Raw genomic sequence first — 25,470 nt, 5'->3', positions numbered from 1 at the left:
CCTGCTCGCGAAAGCGTTGTATCAGACACCATAAATGCTGACTGACACTCCCTTTTCGCGAGCAGGCTCGCTCCCACAGGTCATGGCTCTGCTGTTAATTTTTCCGTTTATCGAGATCCCCCCGCGTGCCCGACGCCATTTTGCGCCTCGCCCTGCCCTCGCCGCTGCGCCGCCTGTTCGATTACCGTGCCCCGGCCGGGGTCCTGCGCGCCCAGTTGCAACCGGGCATGCGCCTGCGAGTGCCGTTCGGTCGGCGGGAGATGATCGGGATTCTGGTAGAAGTCACCGACACCAGCGAAGTCCCGGTGGAAAAGCTCAAACCAGCCCTGGCCCTGCTCGATGCCACACCGCCGCTGCCGCCCGCGCTGTTCAAGCTGTGCCTGTGGACGTCCCAGTATTACCAACATAGCCTCGGCGACACCTTGAGCTGGGCGCTGCCGGTGTTGTTGCGCCAAGGTGAACTGGCCGAAGCGCGCCAGGAACGGTTCTGGTCGGCAGCGCCCGGCGCCAGCCTGGATGATCCGCGCATCGCCCGCGCCCCGCGCCAACGTGAAGCCCTGGCGACATTGGCGCAGCACCCCCACGGCGTAGCTCATCAGTTGCTGAGCAAACTGATGCTGAGCAAAGACAGCCTCGACCTGCTGCTGGCCAAAGATCTGGTGCAAGTCGAAATCCGCAAGCACGCACCCGACGCCCGCCATGAGCATTGGCTGGCCCAACCGGAGTTGCCGCTCAATCCGGAACAACGCGCCGCATATGAAGCGATCCGCGCCGGGTTCGACAGTTATCACGCGTTCCTGCTCGCGGGCGTCACCGGCAGCGGCAAGACCGAAGTCTATTTACAGCTGATCCGCGAAACCCTGGAGGCCGGCAAGCAAGCGCTGGTGCTGATCCCGGAGATCAACCTCGGCCCGCAAACCCTGGCGCGCTTCGAGCAGCGTTTCAACGCGCGCATCGCCCTGATTCACTCGGCAGTCAACGATCGCGAGCGCCTGGAAGCCTGGCTCGCCGCCCGTGACGGTGACGCCGACATTATTATCGGCACCCGTTCGGCGCTGTTCACGCCGATGAAAAACCCCGGCCTGATCATCATCGACGAAGAGCACGACGGCTCCTATAAGCAGCAGGAAGGCTTGCGCTATCACGCCCGAGACCTGGCGCTGGTCCGCGCGCGGCAGGAAAACATCCCGATCGTGCTCGGATCCGCCACGCCTTCGCTGGAAAGCCTGCACAACGCGTACACAGGTCGTTACGGCCTCCTACGCCTGAATGAGCGCGCGGGTGGCGCCAAGCAGCCGCGTTTCCTGCGTCTGGATGTGAAAAGTCGTCCGCTGGACAGCGGCATTTCCGGGCCGATGCAGCAAGCCATCGGCCAGACCCTGGCGGCCGGCCAGCAAGTCCTGGTGTTCCTGAACCGCCGTGGCTTCGCGCCGACCTTGCTTTGCCACGATTGCGGCTGGATGTCCGAATGCCAGCGCTGCGATGCGCGGATGACCGTGCACCAGCGCTCCGGCGAATTGCGCTGCCACCATTGCGGCTACGTCGAGCGCGTGCCCCGGCATTGCCCGAAATGCGGCAAGGTCGATTTGCGACCTGTGGGCGCGGGCACCGAGCGCGCCGAGGAACGCTTGGCAATCCTGTTCCCGGATGTGCCAGTGCTGCGGGTTGACCGCGACAGCACCTCGCGCAAGGACGCGATGAATCAGCTGTTCGCGACGATTCAGAAAGGTCAGCCGTGCATTCTGGTCGGCACGCAGATGCTTGCCAAAGGACACCACTTCCCTCGGGTGACGCTGGTGTCGATTCTGGATGCCGACGGCGGGCTGTTCTCCGGCGACTTCCGCGCCAGCGAGCGCATGGCGCAGCTGATCGTCCAGGTCGCAGGCCGCGCGGGCCGGGCCGAAGAGCCGGGTCGAGTGATCATCCAGACCCACCTGGCCGACCATCCATTGCTGGTGCAACTGACCGAACAGGGTTACTTCGCCTTTGCCGAACAGGCTTTGAGCGAGCGTCGCGCCGCCGGTTTGCCGCCGTTTGCGCATCTGGCGCTGCTACGGGCCGAAGCGCACAAGCCGGGGCAAGCCGAAGGTTTTCTCGATGAAGCGTGCAGCGAGGCGGAACGATTGCTGGCTGAGCAGAATCTGAGCGGTATCGAGTTGCTCGGGCCGGTGCCGGCACCGATGGAGCGTCGGGCCGGGCGCTATCGCGCGCAGTTGTTGTTGCAGGCGGCGGCACGGGCGCCGCTGCATCGATTGCTGAGCAGTTGGTTGCTGGCGCTGGAGCAGATGCCGAGCGGGCGGGCGGTGCGCTGGTCGCTTGATGTGGATCCTGTGGATTTATATTGAAAGATCGCCACCGCGTGTAGGAGCGAGGCTTGCCCGCGATAGGGCCCTTGAGATTGCCATCGCGGGCAAGCCTCGCTCCTACACGCGATGGCGGCCTAATTGTCACCACATATCCATAACCTGCCCGCTATAGTTGGCAAGCACGTCTATGCCACGGATAATGCCCAGTTTTTCCACTAGCGCATCCAGGCGCCGCCGCGCTTGCGGTCGAAAGAGAACACCATGAAAGACACCATTCGCCAGCTGATCCAACAAGCCATCACCCAACTCGTCAACGAAGGTGTGTTGCCTGAAGGCCTGTCGCCGGCGATCCAGGTGGAAAACTCCCGCGACAAGAAGAACGGCGACTTCGCCAGCAATATCGCGATGATGCTGGCCAAACCGGCGGGCATGAAGCCCCGCGACCTGGCCGAGAAAATCATCGCTGCCCTGCCGGCTGACGAAAACGTCACCAAGACCGAAATCGCCGGCCCGGGCTTCCTGAACTTCTTCCAGAACACCCAAGCCCTGGCCGCGCGTCTGGACGCCGCCCTGGCCGACGACCACGTCGGTGTGCGCAAGGCTGGCCCGGTGCAGCGCACCGTGGTTGACCTGTCGGCACCCAACCTGGCCAAAGAGATGCACGTCGGCCACTTGCGCTCGACCATCATCGGCGACGGCGTGGCCCGAGTGCTGGAGTTCCTCGGCGACACCGTGATCCGCCAGAACCACGTCGGCGACTGGGGCACCCAGTTCGGCATGCTGATGGCTTACCTGCAAGAAAACCCGATCACCAGCGACGAGCTGTCGGACCTGGAAAACTTCTACCGCGCCGCCAAGCAGCGCTTCGACGGCTCCGAAGAGTTCGCCGACCGCGCCCGTGGCCTGGTGGTCAAGCTGCAGGCCGGTGACGCCGAGTGCCTGGCGCTGTGGTCGCGCTTCCGCGATATCTCGCTGTCCCACTGCCAGGCGATCTACGAACAACTGAACGTCAAACTGACCATGGCCGACGTGATGGGCGAAAGCGCCTACAACGATGACCTGATCAACGTGGTCAACGACCTCAAGGCTGCCGGCCTGCTGGTCGAGAGCAACGGCGCCCAGTGCGTGTTCCTCGACGAATTCAAGAACGCCGACGGCGACCCGCTGCCGGTGATCATCGTCAAGGCTGATGGCGGCTACCTCTACGCCACCACCGACTTGGCGGCTGTGCGTTACCGCAGTGGCAAACTGAAGGCTGATCGCGCGCTGTACTTCGTCGACCAGCGTCAGGCCCTGCACTTCCAGCAAGTGTTCCAGGTCGCGCGCCTGGCCGGTTTCGTCACGCACCCGATGGAAATGGAGCACATGGGCTTCGGCACGATGAACGGTGCCGATGGCCGTCCGTTCAAGACCCGTGATGGCGGCACCGTGAAACTGGTGGACCTGCTGAACGAAGCCAAGGACCGCGCCTACACCCTGGTGAAAGAGAAGAACCCGGAGCTGGCCGAAGACGATTTGCGCAACATCGCCAAGGTCGTGGGCATCGGTGCGGTGAAATACGCCGACCTGTCGAAGCACCGCACCAGCGACTACAGCTTCAACTTCGACCTGATGCTGAACTTCGAAGGCAACACCGCGCCGTACCTGCTGTACGCCTACACCCGCGTAGCCGGTGTGTTCCGCAAGCTCGGCAAGGACTTCAGCGAAGTCGAAGGCCAGATCGTTCTCGAAGCCGCGCACGAACATGAACTGGCGGCCAAACTGGCGCAGTTCGGCGAAGTGCTGAACAACGTTTCCGACAAAGGAACGCCGCACATCCTGTGCACCTACCTGTACGATGTCGCCGGCCTGTTCTCCAGCTTCTACGAGAACTGCCCGATCCTCACTGCCGACACCCCGGCGCAAATGCAGAGCCGTCTGCGCCTTGCCGCGCTGACCGGTCGCACACTCAAGCAAGGCCTGGAACTCTTGGGTCTGGAAACTCTGGAGCGTATGTAAGTTGGCTGCCAAGAAAAAACCTGCACCCAAGCGCGGCGCCAGTCGTTACACCGCTCCTGCCAAGCAGCCGATCCCGGGCTGGTTGTGGATGGCCATCGGCCTGACGGTCGGCGCGTTTATCGTGTTCCTGATGAAGCTGGAGCCGGGCAAGGGCAGCGAAAGCGTCAAGCGCGAGAAGATCGAACAGCAGAAAGCCACCAAGATCGCCGAGGCCAACAAGACCCCGCCGAGCCCAACGCAACCGGTGAAGCCGAAGTACGACTTCTACACCTTGCTGCCGGAATCGGAAGTGATCGTGCCGCCAGACGCGGTGCCGGAGAAAACCCTGCCGACACCACAAGTGCCGACCGTGCCGACGACCCCGGTGACGCCGGAGCAGGCGGCGAAAATCGACACCGCGCGGGCCCAGGCTGCGCTGGCGGGGATTACACCGCCACCACCGCCACCGGTATCCAAAGCGGCGCCAGTGACCAAGTTCTTCTTGCAGGCCGGTTCGTTCCGCAAGGAAGCCGATGCCGACAAGGTACGTGCGCAGATTATCCTGCTCGGTCAGGCGGTGGCGGTTGAGTCCGGCATGGTCAAGGATGAGACCTGGTATCGCGTATTGGTCGGGCCGTTCAGCAACCGCGAACAACTGACCACGGCGCAGAAACAACTGGCTGGCAGCGGTTTCAGCAACCTGTTGTTACAACAACGCCAGAGCCGCTGATTTCGTCAGTGGTACCGCGTTATCGTTCTTCGCGGGCAAGCCTCGCTCCTACAGGTTTACGTCGTCCACACGATGCATTCCCTGTAGGAGCGAGGCTTGCCCGCGAAGGCGCCAGCACTAACAACACATCCTTCCCCGCATAACACCGCTCGTCCCCTCTCGCGCCCCGCAGTTGAAAAATTCTCCACCACCCCCATATGAGTTGGCATAAGGCATTTTCGCCCCGCTGCGTGGAGACTCTCCCTTGACCACCATCGTTTCAGTTCGCCGCCACGGCAAAGTCGTCATGGGCGGCGACGGCCAGGTTTCTCTCGGCAATACCGTGATGAAAGGCAACGCGAAGAAAGTTCGTCGCCTGTACCACGGTCAGGTCATCGCCGGTTTTGCCGGGGCCACCGCCGACGCCTTCACCCTGTTCGAGCGTTTTGAAGGCCAGCTCGAAAAACATCAGGGGCACCTGGTTCGCGCCGCTGTCGAACTCGCCAAAGAATGGCGCACCGACCGCTCCCTGAGCCGCCTCGAAGCCATGCTCGCGGTCGCCAACAAAGACGCCTCCTTGATCATCACCGGCAACGGTGACGTGGTCGAACCCGAAGAAGGCCTGATCGCCATGGGTTCCGGCGGCGGCTACGCTCAAGCGGCAGCCAGCGCCTTGCTGAAGAAGACCGATCTGTCGGCCCGGGAAATCGTCGAAACCGCGCTCGGCATCGCCGGCGACATCTGTGTATTCACCAACCACACCTTCACCATTGAGGAGCAGGACCTCGCCGAGTAAGCCTGTTTCGGCCTAGCGCCACGGCTCACTTTTGCCAGAGGACCGCCAATTACTATGTCCATGACTCCCCGTGAAATCGTCCACGAACTCAATCGCCATATCATCGGCCAGGACGATGCCAAGCGCGCCGTCGCCATCGCGCTGCGTAACCGCTGGCGCCGGATGCAGCTGCCGGAAGAGCTGCGTGTTGAAGTAACGCCAAAGAACATCCTGATGATCGGCCCGACCGGTGTCGGTAAAACCGAGATCGCCCGTCGCCTGGCAAAACTGGCCAACGCGCCGTTCATCAAGGTCGAAGCGACCAAGTTCACCGAAGTCGGCTATGTCGGCCGTGACGTCGAATCGATCATTCGTGACCTCGCCGACGCCGCGATCAAGCTGCTGCGCGAACAGGAAATGACCAAGGTTCGCCACCGCGCCGAAGACGCCGCCGAAGACCGTATCCTCGACGCGCTGCTGCCACCGCCACGCATGGGTTTCAGCAACGAGGACTCGGCCTCCGCGTCCGACTCCAACACCCGTCAGCTGTTCCGCAAGCGCCTGCGTGAAGGGCAGCTGGATGACAAAGAGATCGAAATCGAAATCGCCGAAGTGGCGGGTGTCGATATCTCCGCGCCGCCGGGCATGGAAGAGATGACCAACCAGTTGCAGAGCCTGTTTGCCAACATGGGCAAGGGCAAGAAAAAATCTCGCAAGCTCAAGGTCAAGGAAGCGCTGAAACTGGTGCGTGACGAAGAAGCCGGGCGTCTGGTCAATGAAGAAGAGTTGAAGGCCAAGGCCCTGGAAGCGGTCGAGCAGCACGGCATCGTGTTCATCGACGAAATCGACAAGGTCGCCAAGCGCGGCAACTCCGGCGGTGTCGACGTGTCCCGTGAAGGTGTGCAGCGTGACTTGCTGCCGCTGATCGAAGGCTGCACCGTCAACACCAAGCTGGGCATGGTCAAGACCGACCACATCCTGTTCATCGCTTCCGGTGCGTTCCACTTGAGCAAGCCGAGCGACCTGGTGCCTGAGCTGCAAGGTCGCCTGCCGATCCGCGTTGAACTGAAGGCGCTGACCCCGGAAGACTTCGAGCGCATTCTCAGCGAACCGCATGCGTCGCTCACCGAGCAATATTGCGCGCTGCTGAAAACCGAAGGCCTGGCGATCGAATTCCAGCCGGACGGGATCAAGCGCATCGCCGAGATCGCCTGGCAGGTCAACGAGAAAACCGAAAACATCGGCGCCCGTCGCCTGCACACGCTGCTTGAGCGTCTGCTGGAAGAGGTGTCGTTCAGCGCCGGTGATCTGGCCAGCGCCCACGACGACAAGGTGATCCTGATCGACGCCGACTACGTCAACAGCCACCTCGGCGAATTGGCGCAGAACGAAGACCTGTCCCGCTACATTCTGTAGAGCGACAAGTTACAAGCCACAAGCTGCAAGTCGGTCACCTACCGCTTGCAGCTTTAAGCTTGAAGCTTGTAGGCTGGCTCCATGACCCAACTCCCCACCGACATCAAGCTGCACAAAGCCTCGAAAACCCTGTCGCTGAAATATGCGTCCGGCGAGGAATTTCACCTGCCCGCCGAGTTCCTGCGCGTGCACTCTCCTTCCGCCGAGGTCCAGGGCCACGGCAAACCTATCCTGCAATTTGGCAAGATCGCCGTCGGCCTGAGCAAGGTAGAACCGGCCGGTCAGTACGCACTGAAATTGACCTTCGACGACGGCCACGACAGCGGCCTGTTCACTTGGGAATATCTCTATCAGTTGGCGGTGCGCCAAGAGGATCTCTGGAACGATTATCTTGCCGAGCTGAAAGCGGCTGGCAAAACCCGCGATCCGAGCCAGTCCGTCGTCAAGCTGATGCTCTAGGTCAGGCCTCTTGCTCTTTAGAGGGCATTTTCTAATTTCATCTGTTTGAATGCTCCGCTGCGGCGTCGAGGATCGGCCCGCTTGCGAAAAAAATTAAACTCGGGTAACCAATGGAACTGGCAAGTTCCCTGCAGTGCTCGTTGTGTTGAAAAAGCAGCGATGCAGTATTAACGGTCACCCGAGCAGCAGTACCTGGTATTGGTTGTGTGACTACACGGCTGGGCCCGGGTACTCGTCTCAGGACAATGGAGCGTCGTAGATGAGTAACAAGAACAACGATGACCTGAAGTATCAAGCCTCGGAAAACACCCTGGGGCTTAATCCTGTTGTTGGACTGCGTGGCAAGGATCTACTGGCGTCTGCTCGGATGGTGCTCAGGCAGGCCATCAAACAACCGATTCACAGCGTCAAGCATGTCGCTCATTTCGGCCTCGAACTCAAGAACGTGCTGTTCGGCAAATCCGAGCTGCAACCGCCGGGCGATGACCGTCGCTTCAACGATCCGGCCTGGAGCCAGAACCCGCTCTACAAACGTTATCTGCAAACTTACCTGGCGTGGCGCAAGGAACTCCACGACTGGATCGACGACAGCAGCCTGTCGCCCAAAGACGTCGCCCGCGGGCACTTCGTGATCAACCTCATGACCGAAGCCATGGCCCCGACCAACAGTGCGGCCAACCCTGCGGCAGTCAAACGCTTCTTCGAAACCGGCGGCAAGAGCCTGCTCGACGGTCTCTCTCACCTGGCCAAGGACATCGTGCACAACGGCGGCATGCCGAGCCAGGTCAACATGGGCGCGTTCGAAGTCGGCAAGAGCCTAGGCGTGACCGAAGGCGCTGTAGTGTTTCGCAACGACGTGCTGGAGCTGATCCAGTACCGGCCGATCACCGAGCAGGTGCACGAGCGCCCATTGCTGGTGGTGCCGCCGCAGATCAACAAGTTCTACGTATTCGACTTGAGCCCGGACAAGAGCCTGGCGCGCTTCTGCCTGCGCAACAATGTGCAGACCTTCATCGTCAGTTGGCGTAACCCGACCAAGGAACAACGCGAGTGGGGCCTGTCCACTTACATCGAGGCGCTCAAGGAAGCGGTCGATGTGGTCATGGCGATCACTGGCAGCAAAGACGTGAACATGCTCGGTGCCTGCTCCGGTGGCATCACCTGCACCGCCCTGCTGGGCCACTACGCCGCGATCGGCGAGAAGAAGGTCAACGCCCTGACCTTGCTGGTGAGCGTGCTGGACACCACTCTGGACAGCGACGTGGCTCTGTTCGTCGACGAGCAGACCCTCGAAGCCGCCAAGCGCCATTCCTACCAGGCGGGTGTGCTGGAAGGCCGCGACATGGCGAAAGTCTTCGCCTGGATGCGCCCCAACGACCTGATCTGGAACTACTGGGTCAACAACTACCTGCTGGGCAACGAGCCGCCGGTGTTCGACATCCTGTTCTGGAACAACGACACCACACGGTTGCCGGCGGCGTTCCACGGCGACCTGATCGAGATGTTCAAAAGCAATCCACTGATCCGCCCCAACGCCCTCGAAGTGTGCGGCACAGCAATTGACCTGAAGCAGGTCACCGCCGATATCTTTTCCCTCGCCGGCACCAACGACCACATCACGCCGTGGAAGTCTTGCTACAAGTCGGCGCAGCTGTTTGGCGGCAAGGTTGAGTTCGTGCTGTCCAGCAGCGGGCACATCCAAAGCATTCTGAACCCGCCAGGTAATCCGAAGTCACGCTATATGACCAGCACCGAGATGCCGGTTAAGGCCGAGGACTGGCAAGAGAACTCCACCAAACACACGGATTCCTGGTGGCTACACTGGCAGGCATGGCAAGCCGAGCGTTCGGGCAAGCTGAAGAAATCCCCGACCGTACTGGGCAACAAAACCTACACGGCGGGCGAAGCTGCGCCGGGTACCTACGTGCATGAGCGGTAACTGACACACCCCATCACCCCTGTGGGAGCGGGCTTGTGTGGCGAGGGGGCTTGCCCCCGTTCGATTGCGAAGCAGTCGTAAACCAGTCTTCACTTTCTGACCATAGATCGTGCTGACTGGTTTTAGGTGCGCTTCGCACCCCAACGGGGGCAAGCCCCCTCGCCACAGGCCCGCTCCCACATGGGATTGGGGATGAATTAACCCACAGGGCCTGAAGCATGCCGCAACCGTTCATTTTTCGTACCGTCGACCTGGATGGCCAGACCCTCCGCACCGCGGTACGCCCCGGCAAGCCTCACTTGACGCCCTTGCTGATTTTCAACGGCATCGGCGCCAACCTTGAGCTGGTGTTTCCGTTCGTCGCGGCGCTGGACCCGGACCTGGAGGTCATTGCCTTCGACGTTCCCGGTGTCGGCGGTTCGTCGACGCCGAATCGGCCCTATCGCTTTCCGGGATTGGCGAAACTGACGGCACGGATGCTCGACTATCTGGACTATGGACAGGTCAACGTGATCGGCGTGTCGTGGGGCGGCGCGCTGGCGCAGCAATTCGCCTACGACTACCCCGAGCGCTGCAAAAAACTGGTGCTCGCCGCCACGGCCGCCGGTGCGGTGATGGTGCCGGGCAAGCCGAAAGTGCTGTGGATGATGGCCAGTCCCCGACGCTACATTCAGCCATCCCACGTGATTCGGATTGCGCCGATGATCTACGGCGGCTCATTCCGTCGTGACCCGACGCTGGCCGCCAGCCACGCGGCGAAGGTGCGTTCGGCGGGCAAGCTCGGTTACTACTGGCAGCTGTTCGCCGGCCTCGGCTGGACCAGCATTCACTGGCTGCACAAGATTCACCAGCCGACCCTGGTGCTAGCCGGCGATGACGATCCGCTGATCCCGCTGATCAACATGCGCATGCTTGCCTGGCGAATCCCCAACGCCCAGTTGCACATCATCGATGACGGGCATCTGTTCCTGATCACCCGCGCCGAGGCGGTGGCACCGATCATCATGAAATTCCTCGAGGAAGAGCGTCAGCGGGCAGTGATGCATCCGCAGCCGTCACCATTGGGCAGCTAATCAACCCAATGTCGGACGGCAGGACGCCGTTCCGCGCAACAACCCGCAACAGCGTCTATGGTGTTCTGGTTCGGTGTGTTTGTTTTTGGCCTGAAGACGAAGGAGTGTTGATTCATGCGCGAAAAGCCAGCGAGGGATTTTTTACCCACTCCCGCCGCGTTCATCAACGCACAGAGTGCGATTACCGGTCTACGCGGTCGGGATCTGTTTTCGACCCTGCGGAGCGTGGCCGCCCACGGTTTGCGCAACCCGGTGCACAGTGCCCGGCACGCCTTGAAACTGGGTGGCCAGTTGGGCCGTGTGTTGCTGGGCGAAACCCTGCATCCGACCAACCCGCAGGACGGTCGCTTTGCCGACCCGTCATGGAGCCTCAACCCGTTTTACCGACGCAGTTTGCAGGCGTACCTGAGCTGGCAGAAACAGGTCAAAAGCTGGATCGACGAGAGCAACATGAGCCCGGACGATCGCGCCCGCGCTCACTTCGCTTTCGCCCTGCTCAACGATGCGGTGTCGCCGTCCAACACCTTGCTCAATCCGCTGGCGATCAAGGAGATATTCAACTCCGGCGGCCACAGCCTGGTGCGCGGTGTCGGGCATCTGATCGATGATTTCCTGCACAACGATGGGCTGCCCCGGCAGGTTACCAAGCAAGCCTTTGAGGTCGGCAAAACCGTCGCTACCACCACCGGTTCCGTGGTGTTTCGCAACGAGTTGCTGGAGCTGATCCAGTACAAACCGATGAGCGAAAAACAGTATTCCAAGCCGCTGCTGGTGGTGCCACCGCAGATCAACAAGTACTACATTTTCGACCTGAGCCCGCACAACAGTTTCGTCCAGTTCGCCCTGAAGAACGGCCTGCAAACCTTCATGATCAGCTGGCGCAACCCGGATGTGCGCCATCGCGAATGGGGTCTGTCGACCTACGTTGAAGCGGTTGAGGAAGCGATGGACGTGTGCCGGGCAATCACTGGCGCGCGGGAAGTGAACCTGATGGGCGCCTGCGCTGGCGGGCTGACGATTGCCGCGTTGCAGGGGCATCTGCAGGCCAAGCGACAACTGCGAAGAGTGTCGAGCGCGACTTACCTGGTGAGCCTGCTCGATAGCCAGATGGACAGCCCGGCCACGTTGTTCGCCGACGAGCAGACTTTGGAAGCAGCCAAGCGCCGCTCTTATCAGAGGGGCGTGCTGGACGGTCGCGACATGGCCAAGGTGTTCGCCTGGATGCGTCCCAACGATTTGATCTGGAGTTATTTCGTCAATAACTACCTGCTCGGCAAGGAGCCGCCGGCGTTCGACATTCTCTACTGGAACAACGACAACACGCGCCTGCCCGCGGCGTTCCATGGCGACCTGCTGGACTTCTTCAAGCACAACCCGCTGAGCCATCCGGGCGGCCTGGAAGTGTGCGGCACACCGATCGATTTGCAGAAAGTCACGGTCGACAGTTTCAGCGTGGCCGGCATCAACGATCACATCACTCCGTGGGACGCGGTGTATCGCTCGACCCTGCTGCTGGGTGGCGAGCGGCGCTTCGTGCTGTCCAACAGCGGTCATGTGCAGAGCATCCTCAACCCGCCTTCCAACCCGAAAGCCAACTTCGTCGAAAGCCCGAAACTGAGCAGCGACCCACGGGCCTGGTATTACGATGCCAAGCAAACCGATGGCAGTTGGTGGACCCAATGGCTGACCTGGATTCAGGAACGCTCCGGCGCACAGAAAGAAACCCACATGGCCCTCGGCAACCCGAACTATCCACCGATGGAAGCCGCACCCGGCACTTACGTTCGCGTGCGCTGACGCTCAACCAACCACGGCCTACGTCGGCCGTGGCATGACCCGACCATTAAGAAGACTGGATGAAAACCCGCGACCGGATCCTCGAATGTGCCCTGCAATTGTTCAACTGCAAGGGCGAACCGAACGTTTCCACCATGGAAGTTGCCAATGAAATGGGGATCAGCCCCGGCAACCTCTACTACCACTTCCACGGCAAGGAACCGCTGATTCTGGGGTTGTTCGAACGCTTCCAGAATGAGCTGGCGCCGCTGCTTGATCCACCCTCCGACGTGGAACTGGGCCCTGAAGATTACTGGTTGTTCCTGCACCTGATCGTCGAACGCCTGGCGCATTACCGGTTCCTGTTCCAGGACCTGTCGAACCTGGCCGGGCGCCTGCCGAAACTGGCCAAGGGCATCCGCAATTTGCTCAATGCCTTGAAGCGCACACTGGCGTCATTGTTGGCGCGGCTCCAGGCTCAGGGGCAGTTGGTCAGCGACACCCAGGCCTTGGGGCAACTGGTGGAACAGATCACCATGACGTTGCTGTTCTCGCTGGACTATCAGCGGATTCTGGATCGCGAGGGGGAAGTGAGATTGGTGGTGTACCAGATCATGATGCTGGTGGCGCCGCATCTGCTGCCGCAGATCAAGGCTGCGACTGAGCAGCTGGCGTTGCAGTATCTAGAGGAGCACGACTAACCCCTTGTGGGAGCGAGCCTGCTCGCGAATGCGGTTTTTCTTTCAATAGTGATGCCGACTGACACACCGCTTTCGCGAGCAGGCTCGCTCCCACATGGGAATCTGCGGTGTTCATGGAATCGCGCATAAAAAAACGCCCGACCTTTGCAGGCCGGGCGTTTTCTTGAGCCCTGAGAATCAGGACTGACTGGTTGGCGTCGATGGAGCTGGCGCGGCAGTCGGGGTCACAGCAGGGGTCGGCGCTGCAGCGGAGTTCGCTGCTGTGGCCGGGGTTGCCGGTTTGGCGGCAGCCACTGCTGGTTTTGGTGCGGCTGCTTTTGGAGCGGCTGCTTTTGGAGCGGCCGGTTTTTTCACAGCAGGCTTTTTAGCGGCGGCAGGTTTTGCCGCTGGCTTGGCTGCTGGTTTGGCTGCTGCGGTTTTGGCAGCCGGTTTAGCCGCAGGTTTGGCTGCGGCCTTGGCGGCGGCGACCGGTTTGGCGGCTGCTTTGACAGCGGCCTTGGCAGCCGGTTTAGCGGCAGCGACTTTAGCCGCAGGCTTGGCAACTGCTTTAGCAGCGGCCTTCACCAGTGGCTTGGCAGCGGTTTTGGCTGCCGGTTTGGCGGCCGCAGTTTTAGCAGCAGGTTTGGCCGCCGCGGTTTTCGCCGCAACAGGCGCAACCTTGGCGCCGGTGAGTTTTTCGATTTGCTTGGTCAGGGTATCGACCTTGCTGTGCAGCGCTTTGACTTCGTTGCGGCTCGGAACACCGAGGCGCGAAATGGCGCTGTTCAGACGCTTGTCGAAAGCACCTTCCAGCTCATCCCACTTGCCCAGTGCGCGATCTTTCACGCCGCTGATGCGCGACTTGGCCGACGAAGCGGAATCCTTGACGTCATCGACTTTCTTGCCGACAGCGCTCTTGGTGAGCTTCTCGGCTTTCTCGCCGTCTTTAACCAATGTATCGAAGAGCTTGCTGCCGTCAGTGTCGATCTTCGAGTACACGCCTAAACCAGCCAGCCAGATTTTGCGGGAGTAGTCTTCGACTTTCCCGATCCACGAGCTGCCTTCTTTTTCGGTGTTCTTTTTACCAGCCATCCCGTTCTCCTTAAGATTTACGCGCGACGCGTTCGAGCAATGCCGTCAGCTCATCGAGCTTAGCAGAGAGTGTCTCAACGTCATGTTTAGACGGAATGCCGATACGATTCAAGGCACTTGCGACACGCGAGTCAAAAGCCTTCTCGACCTTGTCGAGTTGAACTTCGACCTTGCCTTTGAAAGTGCTCACTTCACTCTTGGCTTCTTCGATCTCTGAGTTAGCGGCTTCAAGTTTCTCGGCAACTGCTTTTTTGCCTTTGGTTTCAACAGCTTGACCAGCCTTGATCAACTCTTGAAAGTACTCGCTGCCCTCTTGGCCGACCTTGGTGTAGGCCCCCAGGCCTGCCAGCCAGATCTTGCGGGCATAGGATTTGACGTCGCCCAGAGCAGTGGTCGATGCGTCGATTTTTTTCTTCAAAATAACTTTGGCCATGGTGCACCTCACGCGCAGAAGGTTTGAGGAACTGCCCGCGAAAGTGTCGGGCTCATGCACAAAGTAGGCAGAAAAATTAGAAACGGCACCCTAACAACCGCAACATTTGCGTGCCATGAAACCTGTAGGAGCGAGGCTTGCCCGCGAAGGCGGAGTTCCTGCCAAAGAAAAAGCAGTGAATGTACCGGCCTCTTCGCGAGCAAGCTTCGCTCCTACAGGTATTAATCACACCAACGCTTTATCCAGCGCCTTTTCGATTTCCGATTTGATCGTGCCGCTCATGGCCGACATCAACAGGCCCAGCTCGACATCGATCTTGATCGAATCCTCGCCCACCAACACCGCGCCTTTCACTCCCGAACGCTTGAGGTTCAAGGTGTCGCCGGACCACGACGGCTCCATGCCATATTGCTCGGACAGTTTCTGCGCCAACAGATTGGCCTTCTCGCGGGCTGCTTCCTTGCCCAGGCCGTGGGCACGTTCAACACTAATTCGGGCCATCGAATGACTCCTGCTTTATGGATACTTTCCTGAAGCATCTTGACCGTCTCTGCGGCAAAACGTCCCGGCGGTTGCCTATCTTACCTTCAGTGTTGCCAAGACAAAGCAGGCCACCGGGATTAGAATGTCCCGCATTCTCTTCTGGTGACAGCGATATGACTGATCAGCGCAAAGGCAGCGATGCCGAACCCACCACTCACTTCGGTTTCAAAAACGTTCCGGAAAGCCAAAAAGCGGAAAAAGTCGCTGAGGTTTTCCACTCGGTAGCCGCCAAGTACGACTTGATGAACGACCTCCTGTCGGGCGGCATGCACCGTCTGTGGAAGCGTTTCGCGATCGAACTGTCGGGCGTTCGCACCGGTAACCGCGTGCTGGACATCGCCGGCGGTACCGGCGACCTGACCAAGAAGTTCTCGCACCTCGTGGGCCCGACCGGCCAGGTGGTGTTGGCCGATATCAACGAATCCATGCTCAAGGTCGGTCGTGACCGCCTGCTGGACCTCGGTGTCGCCGGCAACGTCGAATTCGTCCAGGCCGACGCGGAAAAGCTGCCGTTCCCGGATAACCATTTCGACTGCGTGACCATCGCTTTTGGTCTGCGCAACGTTACGCATAAAGAAGACGCCCTGCGCTCGATGCTGCGTGTGCTGAAACCGGGCGGCCGTTTGCTGGTGCTGGAATTCTCCAAGCCAACCAACGCGCTGATGTCCAAAGCCTACGACGCCTACTCGTTCGCCTTCATGCCGTTGATGGGCAAGCTGATCACCAACGACTCGGAAAGCTATCGCTACCTGGCCGAATCGATCCGCATGCACCCGAATCAGGAAACCCTGAAGTCGATGATGGTCGAGGCCGGTTTCGACCGCGTGACCTACCACAACATGACCGCAGGCATCGTCGCCCTGCACCGCGGCATCAAACCCTGATGTTGCTGGCCGGCCTGCTCGCCAGCGTTGAACTCGGTCTGAACCGGGTGCTGCGTCTCGACAGCACGGCACTGCCGCGGCTGGCGCATTTGAGCGGCCGGGTGATTGCCGTCGATTGCCGCAGCCCGGCGTTACAGCTGTTCATCCTGCCCAGTGATGAAGGCCTGATGCTCGCCTCCCAGTGGGAAACCGGCGCCGATTGCACCTTGCGTGCACCGGCCTCGAGCCTGTTGAAACTGGCGCTGAGCAAGGACAAGACCTCCGTGCTGCACGGCCCGGAAGTCGAGCTCGACGGCGAAAGCGGCGTGCTGCTGGAGCTGGCGGCAATCCTGCAAGACCTTGAGCTGGACTGGGAGTACGAACTCTCGCGCTGGCTCGGACCGGTGGCCACGCAACTGGTCGGCGGTCACCTGCGCAGCCGCGCGCGTTTTTATCAGCAAGGGTTCGCCAGCCTGAACCAGAACCTTGGCGAATACCTGGCCGAAGAATCGCGCACCCTCGTCGGGCAGCGCGAAGCCGAAGCCCGTTTCAGTGAACTGGACCAGATCAAACTCGATCTGGAACGTCTCGAGGCGCGTTTCGAGCGCCTTTCCCGATCCCTCGACCCAAGCGATAACGCATGAAGCTGCTTGCCGTCCGCCGTTTGTTGCGCATCCAGCGCGTCGTGATCCGCTACCGCCTCGATGACCTGCTGTTCGCCCTGCCGCTGCCCTGGTTTCTGCTGGCGCTGCGCTATGCCTTGCCGTGGCGCTGGTTCCCGCGCAAGACCCTGGACCTGAGCCGTGGCGCGCGATTGCGCCTGGCCTTGCAGGACCTGGGGCCGATTTTCATCAAGTTCGGGCAAATCCTGTCCACCCGCCGCGACCTGCTGCCGGAAGACATCGCCGATGAGCTGATGAAACTGCAGGACCGGGTGCCGCCATTCGACTCGCAGGTGTCGATCAAACTGATCGAAGAGCAGCTCGGCAAAAAGATCAGCGAAGTGTTCAGCCGTTTCGACGTTGAGCCGCTGGCCTCGGCCTCGGTGGCGCAGGTGCATGCCGCGCAACTGAAAACCGGCGAAGAAGTCGTCGTCAAGGTGATCCGCCCGGGACTCAAACCGATCATCGCCCAGGATCTGGCGTGGCTGTTCATCCTCGCCCGCGCTGCTGAAAAACTCTCAGCCGATGCGCGTCTGCTGCATCCAGTGGACGTGGTTCAGGACTACGAAAAAACCATCTACGACGAACTCGACCTGTTGCGGGAAGCGGCCAACGCCAGCCAGTTGAAGCGCAACTTCGAAGGTTCAGACCTACTTTACGTACCGCAAGTCTATTGGGACTGGTGCCGGCCGAAAGTGCTGGTGATGGAGCGCATCTACGGGATCCAGGTCACCGACCTCGCGACCCTGGCCGACCAGCGCACCGACATGAAAATGCTCGCCGAACGCGGCGTGGAGATTTTCTTCACCCAAGTGTTCCGCGACAGTTTCTTCCACGCCGACATGCACCCGGGCAACATCTTCGTCAGCACCGTGAACCCGTGGAGCCCGCAGTACATTGCGATCGACTGCGGCATCGTCGGCAGCCTGACCCCGGAAGACCAGGATTACCTGGCGCGCAACCTGTTCGCCTTCTTCAAGCGTGACTACCGGCGTGTGGCGCAACTGCACATCGATTCGGGCTGGGTGCCGGCGGAAACCAAACTCAACGAATTCGAAGCGGCGATTCGTACCGTTTGCGAACCGATTTTCGAAAAACCGTTAAAAGATATTTCCTTCGGCCAGGTGCTGATGCGCCTGTTCCAGACCGCTCGACGCTTCAATATGGAAGTGCAGCCGCAACTCGTGCTGCTGCAAAAAACCCTGTTGAACATCGAAGGCCTCGGCCGTCAGCTGTACCCGGACCTGGATCTGTGGAACACCGCCCAGCCGTTCCTCGAACGCTGGATGCGCGAGCGCGTCAGCCCGAAAGCCTTGATCGGCAACGTGCAGAGCCAATTCGAACAACTGCCGCACCTGGCCAACATGGCCCGTGACCTGCTGGAACGCATGTCCCAACCTCACGCCTATGACCCGCCGCCACCGTGGCATCGACGCAAGGACGACTGGTTCCTGCGCCTGCTCGGTTGCGCGCACCTGGGCGGTGGCGCGGTACTCGCCGCCGGTGGCCCACTGAATGAACTGGGGCATTGGCCGGCCGGGATCATGATGATTGTCGGTTTGTATCTGGTCGTTCGCCGATAGCCAGAGCCATCGCACGCTGGCACACTGTTTCAACGCCTGCCCGACTAATGAAGTGTCGGGCCCGCTGTCGGAGTCGAAGATGAAAAACTGGCTGGACGAGATCAAGTGGGGTGCTGACGGCCTGGTGCCGGCGATTGCCCAGGACCACAAGACCGGGCGCGTCCTGATGATGGCCTGGATGAACCGCGAAGCGCTGGAACTGAGCGCTGCCGAGAACCGCGCCATTTACTGGTCGCGTTCGCGTGGCAAGTTGTGGCGCAAGGGCGAAGAGTCCGGCCACGTACAGACCCTGCATGAGATGCGCCTGGACTGCGACGCCGACGTGATCATCCTGATGGTCGAGCAGATCGGCGACATCGCCTGCCATACCGGCCGCCAGAGCTGCTTCTACCGCGTCTTCGAGAACGGCGACTGGAAAACCGTCGACCCGGTCCTGAAAGATCCGCACGCCATCTATTCCGCAGGACACACACATGAGTGACACTCTGACCCGTCTGGCTCAAGTGCTGGAAGAGCGCAAAGGCGCCGCTGCCGACAGTTCGTATGTCGCCAGCCTGTACCACAAGGGCTTGAACAAGATTCTGGAAAAAGTCGGCGAAGAATCGGTCGAGACCATCATTGCCGCCAAGGACGCCGCCATCAGCGGTGACTGCAGCGACGTGATCTACGAGACCGCCGATTTGTGGTTCCACAGCATGGTCATGCTCGCCCAACTGGGGCAGCATCCACAGGCTGTGCTCGATGAACTGGACCGTCGCTTCGGTCTGTCCGGACACGCCGAGAAAGCCTCGCGTCCGTCCGCCTGAATAACTATTTGAGAGGAGCAGTAACATGGGCATTTTTGACTGGAAACACTGGATCGTCATCCTGGTTGTCGTGGTGCTGGTGTTCGGCACCAAGAAACTGAAAAACCTCGGCACTGACGTCGGCGAGTCGATCAAGGGCTTTCGCAAAGCCATGAACGATGATGAAAAACCGGCCGATCCAACCGTGACCCCGGCCCAACCGGTGCCACCTGCTCAACCAACCACGACCTCGCCACTGAACCAGCCGCACACCATCGACGTGCAGGCACAGAAAGTCGAAGAGCCGATCCGCAAAGACGTGTGAGCACTGACTAATGTTTGGTATCAGCTTCTCTGAACTGCTGCTCGTCGGCCTCGTTGCCCTGCTGGTGCTGGGCCCCGAGCGTTTGCCGGGCGCTGCGCGCACCGCCGGTCTGTGGATCGGACGGCTGAAGCGCAGCTTCAACGCGATCAAACAGGAAGTTGAACGTGAAATCGGTGCCGACGAAATTCGTCGGCAACTGCACAACGAGCACATTCTGTCGCTGGAGCAGGAGGCGCGGAAGATTTTCACGCCGACCCAGCAGGAGCCCACGCCGGTGCCACCGGTTCAACCGGGGGCCGAGCCGACAATTCATGCGCCGGGCACCGAATCCGTGCCGACCATGGGCGGTGTCGAGCCCGCGCCTGTGATCCCCACACCGACGCCCGTAGAACCTGTTGCGCCTGCCGCCGCGCCGACAACGCCGGCTCCTCACGACCCAACACTGCCGCCGCGAGCCCCATGAGCGAACTTCCTGAAAACGACCAGCACATGCCGCTGGTTTCGCACCTCACCGAGTTGCGTACCCGCCTGCTGCGCTGTGTAGCGGCGATTTTCATCATCTTCGCCGGGCTGTTCGCGTTCACCCAGCAGATCTACACCTTCGTCTCGACGCCGCTGCGGGCTTACTTGCCCGCCGGCGCAACGATGATCGCCACCGACGTGTCGTCGCCGTTCCTGACGCCGTTGAAGCTGACGATGATGGTCTCGCTGTTCCTGGCGATCCCGGTGATCCTGCACCAGATCTGGGGCTTTATCGCGCCGGGCCTGTACAAGCATGAGAAGCGCATCGCGGTGCCGCTGCTGATCTCCAGCATCATGCTGTTCTACACCGGCATGGCGTTCGCCTATTACCTGGTGTTCCCGCTGATCTTCAAATTCTTCGCCGCCGCCACCCCGGCCGGCGTGGAAATGATGACCGACATCACCAGCTACCTCGATTTCGTCATGACGCTGTTCTTCGCCTTCGGCGTGGCGTTCGAGATCCCGGTAGCCGTGGTGCTGCTGGTGTGGATCGGCGTGGTCGACGTCAAATACCTGAAGAAGATCCGTCCGTACGTGGTCATCGGCTGTTTCGTGGTCGGCATGATCCTGACCCCGCCGGACATCTTCTCCCAGACGCTGCTGGCCGTACCGATGTGGCTGCTGTTCGAGATCGGCATCCTCTTCGGTGGTCTGGTCAGCAAGCGCGGCGAACACCCGGACGACCAGCCTGCTGACGATCACAACGACCAGCCGCCAGCGACCCAGCCGTGAATCTGCTGCTGCTCGAAGAAGCCGATTTCATTGCGGCTGACCGGGTGATCCTGCGTGATCGGCGGTTGACGCATATGCAGGAAGTCCATCGCTGCGAAGTCGGCGACAGCATGCGCGTTGGCCGGATCGGTGGGTTGATGGGCTCAGCCGAGGTGCTGCGCCTGGACGCCGGTGAAGCTGAATTGCGCGTCGTTCTCGATCAACCACCACCGACCAAGCTGCCACTGACCCTGGTGCTGGCCCTGCCACGCCCGAAAATGCTGCGCAGGGTGTTTCAGACCGTGGCCGCCATGGGTGTGCCGCGCATAGTGCTGGTGAACAGCTATCGCGTCGAGAAGAGCTTCTGGCAAACGCCATTCCTGGAGCCCGAGGCGATTCGCGAGCAATTGATCCTTGGTCTGGAGCAGGCCCGGGACAGCGTGTTGCCAGAAGTCGTCATCGAGAAACGCTTCAAGCCGTTCGTTGAAGACCGATTGCCGGCTATTACTGAAGGCACACTCGGTCTGGTTGGCCATCCCGGGAATTACCCGCCCTGCCCCCGTGGCCTGGACGAACCGGTGACCCTGGCGATTGGCCCTGAAGGTGGCTGGATTCCTTACGAAATCGAATTGCTGGGCAAGTCTGGCCTGCAACCGGTGCAGTTGGGCGATCGAATCCTGCGGGTCGAAACCGCCGTTACTGCCCTGCTCGCCCGCCTCTTCTAACCCCAGACACCCTCCTGCGATACACAATACCTGTGGGAGCGAGCTTGCTCGCGATAGCGGACTGCCAGTTAACTCATGTGTTGACTGACCCACCGCCATCGCGAGCAAGCCCGCTCCCACAGGAAATTTCGTCGTCCCGACCAACGTTTACGCCTACAGATCCCCATTTCTCAGCCGATAAAGTCCCCATAAAACCAAATTGTGGTTCAGGGGAGTAGCAGCATGCACCGTTGGCTAGCCGAGAAACTGGGAAACGTAAGCGTTAATCGCAAACTGGGTGTCGGCTTCGGTCTCGTCCTGCTCCTGACCCTATTGATCACCTTCACCGGCTGGACTGGCCTGACGGGTGTGATGAGCCGTGGCGACAAGCTCGGGTTCATCGCCAGCCTGAATGACCTGACCAAAGACTTGCGCCTGGCGCGCCTGGACTACGAAATGCGCCGTGGCGAGCAAGGCCCCGGCGCGGTCAACGACTTGTTGGGCCAGCTCGACGCCGGCCTGCAAACCGCACGCAAGTTGATCGAACAACCCGCGGACATCGCGATGATCGATCAGCAACTGGCCGCGGTCAGCCAGTACAAGCAAGCCTTCATCGCCATGACCCAGGCCGGCGCCAATCGCGAAGACGCGCGCAGCAAACTCGGCGCCACTGCCGACAACGCCGTGGCCAAGGTATCGGAAGTGGAGAAAGCCCTGCTGCAAGGCGACAGCGTTGCCCAGTTCAACAATGTGGTCGACCTGAGCAAACTGATCCAGCAAGCGCGCTTCCAGGTGCGCGGCTACACCTACAGCGCCAAGACCGAGGCCGAACAGCCTGCACTGGACGCCATCGACAACGCCCTGAAAAACCTCGAAAGCCTGCCGGGCAAAGTGCCGGAACAATTCGCCGCCAACCTGCAACAGGCCACCGAATCCCTCAAGGCTTATCGCGCCGCCGTCAGCCAGTACCGCGACTCCCAGGTGGCCAGCACCGCTGCCCTCAAGCGTATGACCGAACAGGGTGAGATCCTGGCCGACGTGAGCAAGAAGCTGACCGTGTCGCAAACCGTCGTGCGTGACACCGATGCGGCCCACGCCAAGAACCTGCTGTTGATGGCCAGCCTTCTCGCCCTGGCGTTTGGCTTGCTCGCGGCCTGGGCGATCACCCGCCAGATCGTCATCCCGCTGAGCCAGACCCTGAAAGTCGCCGAACGCGTGGCCGCTGGTGACCTGACTCACAACCTGATCTCCGAACGCCAGGACGAACTGGGCCAGCTCCAGCGCGCCATGCAAAGCATGACCCTGGGCCTGCGCGAGTTGATCGGCGGAATCAGCGACGGCGTCACGCAGATCGCCAGCGCCGCCGAAGAACTGTCCGCCGTCACCGAGCAAACCAGCGCCGGGGTCAACAGCCAGAAGGTGGAAACCGATCAGGTCGCGACCGCCATGCACGAGATGACCGCCACCGTGCAGGAAGTCGCGCGTAACGCCGAAGAAGCTTCCGAAGCTGCGGTCGCCGCCGATCAACAGGCTCGCGAAGGCGACAAGGTTGTCGGTGAAGCCATCGCCCAGATCGAACGCCTGGCCCTCGAAGTCGGCAACTCTACCGTCGCCATGAGTGACCTGAAGCGCGAAAGCGACAAGATCGGCAGCGTGCTCGACGTGATCAAGTCCGTGGCGCAACAGACCAACCTGCTGGCGCTCAACGCCGCCATCGAAGCCGCGCGTGCCGGTGAGGCCGGACGTGGCTTTGCGGTGGTCGCCGACGAAGTTCGCAGCCTCGCGCAACGCACCCAGAAGTCCACCGAAGAAATCGAAGAGCTGATTGTCGGCCTGCAAACCGGCACCCAGCAAGTCGCGACCATCATGGACAACAGCCGCAGCCTGACCGACAGCAGCGTCGAACTGACCCGCCGCGCCGGTGGTTCGCTGGCAAGCATTACCCGCACGGTGTCGGCGATTCAGTCGATGAACCAGCAGATCGCTGCGGCGGCTGAGCAACAGAGTGCAGTGGCTGAAGAGATCAACCGCAGCGTGCTGAACGTGCGCGATGTATCCGAGCAGACCTCGGCGGCGAGTGAAGAGACCGCGGCGTCCAGCGTTGAGCTGGCGCGGTTGGGCACGCATTTGCAGATGTTGGTTGGGCGGTTCAAGGTTTAAGACCGAGTCGGCCCATTCGCGGGCAAGCCTCGCTCCTACAGGGTTGTGTGTGCCGCGTAATTGCGTAACACCTCAAATCTGTAGGAGCGAGGCTTGCCCGCGAAAGCGTCCGAACAGGCGCCGAAGCTACAAAACCTGCCGCAAGAAAGCCTGCGCCCGAGGATCCTTCGGCGTATCGAAGAATTCGGCCGGCGAGGCGTCTTCCAGCAATTTGCCGTGATCGAAGAACAGCACCCGATCCGCCACTTCCCGGGCAAAGCCCATTTCGTGGGTGACGCAGACCATGGTCATGCCTTCCACGGCCAGGGTTTTCATCACGTCCAGCACTTCACCGACCATCTCCGGGTCCAGCGCCGAGGTCGGCTCATCGAACAACATGACCTTCGGCTCCATCGCCAATGCCCGCGCGATGGCAACACGCTGTTGCTGGCCGCCGGACAGGCGTGACGGAAACTCGTTGGCCTTCTGCGCGATACCGACCTTTTTCAGCAGTTCCATGGCCTTGGCCTCGCGCTCTTTCTTGCCACGTTTGCGCACGACTTTCTGGGCCAGGCAGAGGTTTTCCAGCACGGTCATGTGCGGGAACAGGTTGAAGTGCTGGAACACCATGCCGACTTCCCGGCGATAGGCATTCACGTCGGTTTTCGGGTCGGCCAGTTGCAAGCCGTCGATGCTCACCGAGCCCGAATCGAATTCTTCCAGGCCATTCAGGCAGCGCAGGAAGGTCGATTTGCCGGAGCCCGACGGGCCGATCACCACCAGCACTTCGCCCTTGGCCACGGTCGTGGACACGTTATCCACCGCGCGCACCACCTGGCCACGGGTGTCGAAGACTTTTACCAGATCGCGGACTTCAATCACTTTGCGCGAGCCTCCGCTCAAGCCGGCTGGCGATTTTCGACAGCGGCAGGTTGATCAACAGGTACAGCCCGGCCACGCAGAACAGGATTTCGAACGGCGAGAACGAAGTGGTGATGACTTCGCGGCCGCTTTTCAGCAGCTCGGTAATCGCGATCACCGACACCAACGAGGTGTCTTTCACCAGACTGATGAACTGCCCGGCCAGCGGCGGCAGCACGCGTTTCAACGCTTGCGGCAGAACCACGTGGCGCATGGATTGGCCGGCACTCAAACCCAGGGAGCGCGCCGCTTCGTTCTGGCCACGGGCAATCGACTGCACGCCGGAACGGATGATCTCTGCCACATAGGCGCCAGTGAACAGCGACAACGCGGCGATCCCGGCGAACTCCCGGGACAGGTTCATCACCGTGCCGATGAAGAAGTAGAAAATGAAGATCTGCACCAGCAACGGCGTACCGCGCACCAGTTCGACGTAAATGGTCGAGAGGTCACGCAAGGTCGGGTTGTTCGACAGCCGGCACAGGCCGGTGGCCAGACCGATCAACAGCCCGAGCACGCCAGACACCACGGACAGCCACAACGTGGTCCACAGGCCCCACAGCAGCGGTCCGGCCGCCCAATGCCGGGTGACACCGATCACGTCGCCTTCCGCCACGTCATCGCCCTGAGCAACTTGCAGGCTGTTTTCGTCGACGGTCAGGTGTTGTTCATCACCGGCGTCATTGCGCAGGGTGACGTCGGCCTTCTCGCCCTGGCGCACCAGTTCGCTGACCGTGGAGATGTCGGCGGCGCGCTGGGATTCTTCGGCATGGTAGGCGAAGTATTGCGGCACACGGTTCCAGCGCCATTCGTACGACATCAGCGAGGTGGCGTAATACAACGCGCCGGCCAGGCCGATGAGCACGAGAACGGTCAGGACGTGCCAGGGCAGTTGGGATTTTTTATGTTTCATTTGCGTTGGAGGTTCCGAATTCTGTGTCGCCGGGGAGGACGCCTTCGCGGGCAAGCCTCGCTCCTACAAGGGTGGTTATTTGTAGATTGGGGTCAGGGGTGGCCCCCCACGGGGCGCCCCCGGGGATATTAACGCGGCCCCAAAAAAAATAAATGATCCCGCCC

25 protein-coding genes and 1 pseudogene are annotated in these 25,470 nt (G+C 60.9%); 21 read left to right on the top strand and 5 right to left on the bottom strand.

Annotation, left to right across the window (positions count from 1 at the left end):
* Nucleotides 1–125: 125 nt before the first annotated feature.
* From ACIOYV_RS22400 to ACIOYV_RS22355, 10 genes are all read left to right on the top strand, one after another.
* Entirely contained in the window at nt 126–2,345 is a 2,220-nt protein-coding gene (locus tag ACIOYV_RS22400) for a primosomal protein N' (RefSeq protein ID WP_401327100.1), read from the top strand.
* A 222-nt stretch (nt 2,346–2,567) separates the two neighbouring features.
* A complete protein-coding gene (gene argS / locus ACIOYV_RS22395) occupies nt 2,568–4,304 on the top strand; it encodes an arginine--tRNA ligase (RefSeq protein WP_163907862.1) in 1,737 nt (578 codons plus the stop codon).
* Between the two features lies 1 nt (nt 4,305).
* A complete protein-coding gene (locus ACIOYV_RS22390; protein WP_054054622.1) occupies nt 4,306–5,013 on the top strand; it encodes an SPOR domain-containing protein in 708 nt (235 codons plus the stop codon).
* 244 nt (nt 5,014–5,257) lie between these two features.
* Nucleotides 5,258–5,788 carry an ATP-dependent protease subunit HslV gene (gene hslV / locus ACIOYV_RS22385; RefSeq protein ID WP_007899242.1) on the top strand — a complete coding sequence of 177 codons (531 nt, stop codon included), beginning with the start codon at nt 5,258–5,260 and terminating at the stop codon, nt 5,786–5,788.
* Nucleotides 5,789–5,842: 54 nt separating this feature from the next.
* The gene (gene hslU / locus ACIOYV_RS22380) at nt 5,843–7,183 is read left to right on the top strand and encodes an ATP-dependent protease ATPase subunit HslU (protein ID WP_054616464.1); all 1,341 of its coding nucleotides are present in this window, start codon (nt 5,843–5,845) and stop codon (nt 7,181–7,183) included.
* An 81-nt stretch (nt 7,184–7,264) separates the two neighbouring features.
* The gene (locus tag ACIOYV_RS22375; protein ID WP_054054627.1) at nt 7,265–7,642 is read left to right on the top strand and encodes a gamma-butyrobetaine hydroxylase-like domain-containing protein; all 378 of its coding nucleotides are present in this window, start codon (nt 7,265–7,267) and stop codon (nt 7,640–7,642) included.
* 259 nt (nt 7,643–7,901) lie between these two features.
* Complete coding sequence (phaC, locus tag ACIOYV_RS22370) at nt 7,902–9,581, top strand: class II poly(R)-hydroxyalkanoic acid synthase (RefSeq protein ID WP_054054629.1); 1,680 nt, start codon at nt 7,902–7,904, stop codon at nt 9,579–9,581.
* 218 nt (nt 9,582–9,799) lie between these two features.
* Complete coding sequence (gene phaZ, locus ACIOYV_RS22365) at nt 9,800–10,654, top strand: poly(3-hydroxyalkanoate) depolymerase (RefSeq protein ID WP_054054631.1); 855 nt, start codon at nt 9,800–9,802, stop codon at nt 10,652–10,654.
* A gap of 114 nt (nt 10,655–10,768) precedes the next feature.
* A complete protein-coding gene (gene phaC / locus ACIOYV_RS22360; RefSeq protein ID WP_401327093.1) occupies nt 10,769–12,451 on the top strand; it encodes a class II poly(R)-hydroxyalkanoic acid synthase in 1,683 nt (560 codons plus the stop codon).
* Between the two features lie 59 nt (nt 12,452–12,510).
* Nucleotides 12,511–13,131: a TetR/AcrR family transcriptional regulator gene (locus tag ACIOYV_RS22355; RefSeq protein WP_401327091.1), complete on the top strand. Its 621-nt coding sequence runs from the start codon at nt 12,511–12,513 to the stop codon at nt 13,129–13,131.
* 177 nt (nt 13,132–13,308) lie between these two features.
* Here the strand turns inward: ACIOYV_RS22355 and ACIOYV_RS22350 are convergent, their stop codons facing one another.
* From ACIOYV_RS22350 to ACIOYV_RS22340, 3 genes are all read right to left on the bottom strand, one after another.
* Nucleotides 13,309–14,202 (bottom strand): phasin family protein, encoded by an 894-nt coding sequence (locus tag ACIOYV_RS22350; RefSeq protein WP_401327088.1) that lies wholly within the window; start codon nt 14,200–14,202, stop codon nt 13,309–13,311.
* Between the two features lie 10 nt (nt 14,203–14,212).
* Nucleotides 14,213–14,635, bottom strand: a complete 423-nt coding sequence (locus tag ACIOYV_RS22345) for a phasin family protein (protein ID WP_401327085.1) — start codon at nt 14,633–14,635, stop codon at nt 14,213–14,215.
* Nucleotides 14,636–14,860: 225 nt separating this feature from the next.
* Nucleotides 14,861–15,136, bottom strand: a complete 276-nt coding sequence (locus tag ACIOYV_RS22340) for a polyhydroxyalkanoic acid system family protein (RefSeq protein ID WP_401327083.1) — start codon at nt 15,134–15,136, stop codon at nt 14,861–14,863.
* A gap of 155 nt (nt 15,137–15,291) precedes the next feature.
* Between ACIOYV_RS22340 and ubiE the strand changes: the two genes are divergently transcribed.
* The 11 genes and pseudogenes from ubiE (at nt 15,292) to ACIOYV_RS22285 (ending at nt 23,493) form a co-directional block, all read left to right on the top strand.
* Nucleotides 15,292–16,062: a bifunctional demethylmenaquinone methyltransferase/2-methoxy-6-polyprenyl-1,4-benzoquinol methylase UbiE gene (gene ubiE / locus ACIOYV_RS22335; RefSeq protein ID WP_007948968.1), complete on the top strand. Its 771-nt coding sequence runs from the start codon at nt 15,292–15,294 to the stop codon at nt 16,060–16,062.
* The gene (locus tag ACIOYV_RS22330; RefSeq protein ID WP_401327079.1) at nt 16,062–16,685 is read left to right on the top strand and encodes an SCP2 domain-containing protein; all 624 of its coding nucleotides are present in this window, start codon (nt 16,062–16,064) and stop codon (nt 16,683–16,685) included. The genes ubiE and ACIOYV_RS22330 overlap by 1 nt, the downstream gene beginning before the upstream one ends.
* Nucleotides 16,682–18,286, top strand: coding sequence for a ubiquinone biosynthesis regulatory protein kinase UbiB (gene ubiB / locus ACIOYV_RS22325; protein WP_054054643.1), 1,605 nt, complete (start codon nt 16,682–16,684; stop codon nt 18,284–18,286). Before ACIOYV_RS22330 ends, ubiB begins: the two co-directional genes overlap by 4 nt.
* A gap of 79 nt (nt 18,287–18,365) precedes the next feature.
* Entirely contained in the window at nt 18,366–18,767 is a 402-nt protein-coding gene (gene hisI / locus ACIOYV_RS22320; RefSeq protein ID WP_401327076.1) for a phosphoribosyl-AMP cyclohydrolase, read from the top strand.
* Complete coding sequence (locus ACIOYV_RS22315) at nt 18,760–19,092, top strand: phosphoribosyl-ATP diphosphatase (RefSeq protein WP_007899279.1); 333 nt, start codon at nt 18,760–18,762, stop codon at nt 19,090–19,092. Before hisI ends, ACIOYV_RS22315 begins: the two co-directional genes overlap by 8 nt.
* 25 nt (nt 19,093–19,117) lie before the next feature.
* Nucleotides 19,118–19,396: a twin-arginine translocase TatA/TatE family subunit gene (locus ACIOYV_RS22310; protein ID WP_054054647.1), complete on the top strand. Its 279-nt coding sequence runs from the start codon at nt 19,118–19,120 to the stop codon at nt 19,394–19,396.
* 10 nt (nt 19,397–19,406) lie between these two features.
* Entirely contained in the window at nt 19,407–19,859 is a 453-nt protein-coding gene (gene tatB, locus ACIOYV_RS22305) for a Sec-independent protein translocase protein TatB (RefSeq protein WP_401327072.1), read from the top strand.
* On the top strand, nt 19,856–20,650 hold the full coding sequence (gene tatC / locus ACIOYV_RS22300; protein ID WP_054054650.1) for a twin-arginine translocase subunit TatC: 795 nt from the start codon (nt 19,856–19,858) through the stop codon (nt 20,648–20,650). Before tatB ends, tatC begins: the two co-directional genes overlap by 4 nt.
* Nucleotides 20,647–21,354, top strand: a complete 708-nt coding sequence (locus tag ACIOYV_RS22295; RefSeq protein ID WP_054616470.1) for a 16S rRNA (uracil(1498)-N(3))-methyltransferase — start codon at nt 20,647–20,649, stop codon at nt 21,352–21,354. Before tatC ends, ACIOYV_RS22295 begins: the two co-directional genes overlap by 4 nt.
* Nucleotides 21,355–21,576: 222 nt before the next feature.
* Nucleotides 21,577–22,635: pseudogene (locus ACIOYV_RS22290) on the top strand (methyl-accepting chemotaxis protein); the annotation flags it as partial.
* Nucleotides 22,621–23,493, top strand: coding sequence for a methyl-accepting chemotaxis protein (locus ACIOYV_RS22285; RefSeq protein ID WP_401327194.1), 873 nt, complete (start codon nt 22,621–22,623; stop codon nt 23,491–23,493). The pseudogene ACIOYV_RS22290 and the gene ACIOYV_RS22285, both read left to right, overlap by 15 nt.
* A gap of 126 nt (nt 23,494–23,619) precedes the next feature.
* On the opposite strand, the gene ACIOYV_RS22280 is transcribed toward ACIOYV_RS22285, so the two are convergent.
* Both ACIOYV_RS22280 and ACIOYV_RS22275 read right to left on the bottom strand, forming a co-directional pair.
* Entirely contained in the window at nt 23,620–24,354 is a 735-nt protein-coding gene (locus ACIOYV_RS22280) for an amino acid ABC transporter ATP-binding protein (protein ID WP_290025973.1), read from the bottom strand.
* Nucleotides 24,347–25,306, bottom strand: a complete 960-nt coding sequence (locus ACIOYV_RS22275; RefSeq protein WP_290025974.1) for an amino acid ABC transporter permease — start codon at nt 25,304–25,306, stop codon at nt 24,347–24,349. Before ACIOYV_RS22275 ends, ACIOYV_RS22280 begins: the two co-directional genes overlap by 8 nt.
* Between the last annotated feature and the right edge of the window lie 164 nt (nt 25,307–25,470).

It is taken from the genome of Pseudomonas sp. NPDC087342, assembly GCF_044744265.1.
Lineage (GTDB): Bacteria > Pseudomonadota > Gammaproteobacteria > Pseudomonadales > Pseudomonadaceae > Aquipseudomonas > Aquipseudomonas nunensis.
The sequence above is the reverse complement of the archived record's forward strand: the minus strand, read 5'-3'. Positions and strand labels throughout refer to the sequence as shown.

Excerpts from the sequence above, each read along its gene's own strand:
- argS (WP_163907862.1), top strand. The coding sequence starts at position 2,568 with ATGAAAGACACCATTCGCCAGCTGATCCAACAAGCCATCACCCAACTC.
- hslU (WP_054616464.1), top strand. The coding sequence starts at position 5,843 with ATGTCCATGACTCCCCGTGAAATCGTCCACGAACTCAATCGCCATATC.
- ACIOYV_RS22375 (WP_054054627.1), top strand. The coding sequence starts at position 7,265 with ATGACCCAACTCCCCACCGACATCAAGCTGCACAAAGCCTCGAAAACC.
- phaC (WP_054054629.1), top strand. The coding sequence starts at position 7,902 with ATGAGTAACAAGAACAACGATGACCTGAAGTATCAAGCCTCGGAAAAC.
- phaZ (WP_054054631.1), top strand. The coding sequence starts at position 9,800 with ATGCCGCAACCGTTCATTTTTCGTACCGTCGACCTGGATGGCCAGACC.
- phaC (WP_401327093.1), top strand. The coding sequence starts at position 10,769 with ATGCGCGAAAAGCCAGCGAGGGATTTTTTACCCACTCCCGCCGCGTTC.
- ACIOYV_RS22355 (WP_401327091.1), top strand. The coding sequence starts at position 12,511 with ATGAAAACCCGCGACCGGATCCTCGAATGTGCCCTGCAATTGTTCAAC.
- ACIOYV_RS22350 (WP_401327088.1), bottom strand. The coding sequence starts at position 14,202 with ATGGCTGGTAAAAAGAACACCGAAAAAGAAGGCAGCTCGTGGATCGGG.
- ACIOYV_RS22345 (WP_401327085.1), bottom strand. The coding sequence starts at position 14,635 with ATGGCCAAAGTTATTTTGAAGAAAAAAATCGACGCATCGACCACTGCT.
- ACIOYV_RS22340 (WP_401327083.1), bottom strand. The coding sequence starts at position 15,136 with ATGGCCCGAATTAGTGTTGAACGTGCCCACGGCCTGGGCAAGGAAGCA.
- ubiE (WP_007948968.1), top strand. The coding sequence starts at position 15,292 with ATGACTGATCAGCGCAAAGGCAGCGATGCCGAACCCACCACTCACTTC.
- ACIOYV_RS22330 (WP_401327079.1), top strand. The coding sequence starts at position 16,062 with ATGTTGCTGGCCGGCCTGCTCGCCAGCGTTGAACTCGGTCTGAACCGG.
- ubiB (WP_054054643.1), top strand. The coding sequence starts at position 16,682 with ATGAAGCTGCTTGCCGTCCGCCGTTTGTTGCGCATCCAGCGCGTCGTG.
- hisI (WP_401327076.1), top strand. The coding sequence starts at position 18,366 with ATGAAAAACTGGCTGGACGAGATCAAGTGGGGTGCTGACGGCCTGGTG.
- ACIOYV_RS22315 (WP_007899279.1), top strand. The coding sequence starts at position 18,760 with ATGAGTGACACTCTGACCCGTCTGGCTCAAGTGCTGGAAGAGCGCAAA.
- ACIOYV_RS22310 (WP_054054647.1), top strand. The coding sequence starts at position 19,118 with ATGGGCATTTTTGACTGGAAACACTGGATCGTCATCCTGGTTGTCGTG.
- tatB (WP_401327072.1), top strand. The coding sequence starts at position 19,407 with ATGTTTGGTATCAGCTTCTCTGAACTGCTGCTCGTCGGCCTCGTTGCC.
- tatC (WP_054054650.1), top strand. The coding sequence starts at position 19,856 with ATGAGCGAACTTCCTGAAAACGACCAGCACATGCCGCTGGTTTCGCAC.
- ACIOYV_RS22285 (WP_401327194.1), top strand. The coding sequence starts at position 22,621 with ATGCAAAGCATGACCCTGGGCCTGCGCGAGTTGATCGGCGGAATCAGC.
- ACIOYV_RS22275 (WP_290025974.1), bottom strand. The coding sequence starts at position 25,306 with ATGAAACATAAAAAATCCCAACTGCCCTGGCACGTCCTGACCGTTCTC.